General features: G+C 41.2%; 1 pseudogene. It reads left to right on the plus strand.

Annotated features, from left to right (window positions below):
• Positions 1-2: 2 nt before the first annotated feature.
• Positions 3-294, plus strand: a pseudogene (locus tag CIK96_RS02660) (IS982 family transposase); the annotation flags it as partial.

Genomic DNA, 294 nt, shown 5'->3' on the forward strand with positions numbered 1-294 from the left:
ATATGACTACCGATTGCAAAGTTACAGAATTATTTTGTATTATAGACGAGTTTTGCAAACATTTTGATGCAGAAAATGCAGGAAATTTGCTGGAAGACAATAGCGGAGTGAAGCGTAGACGGCGTGCAGCATCGTTGTCCGACAGTGAAATCATGACGATTCTGTTGTATTTCCATTTCGGTACATTCCGCAATTTCAAGCACTACTACCTGTTCTTTATTAAGGGTACGATGAAGTCTTATTTTCCGAAAGCTGTGTCGTACAACCGCTTTGTGGAGTTGGAAAGCCGCATGC

It is taken from the genome of Prevotella sp. P4-98, from assembly GCF_002251405.1.
Taxonomy (GTDB): Bacteria; Bacteroidota; Bacteroidia; order Bacteroidales; family Bacteroidaceae; genus Prevotella.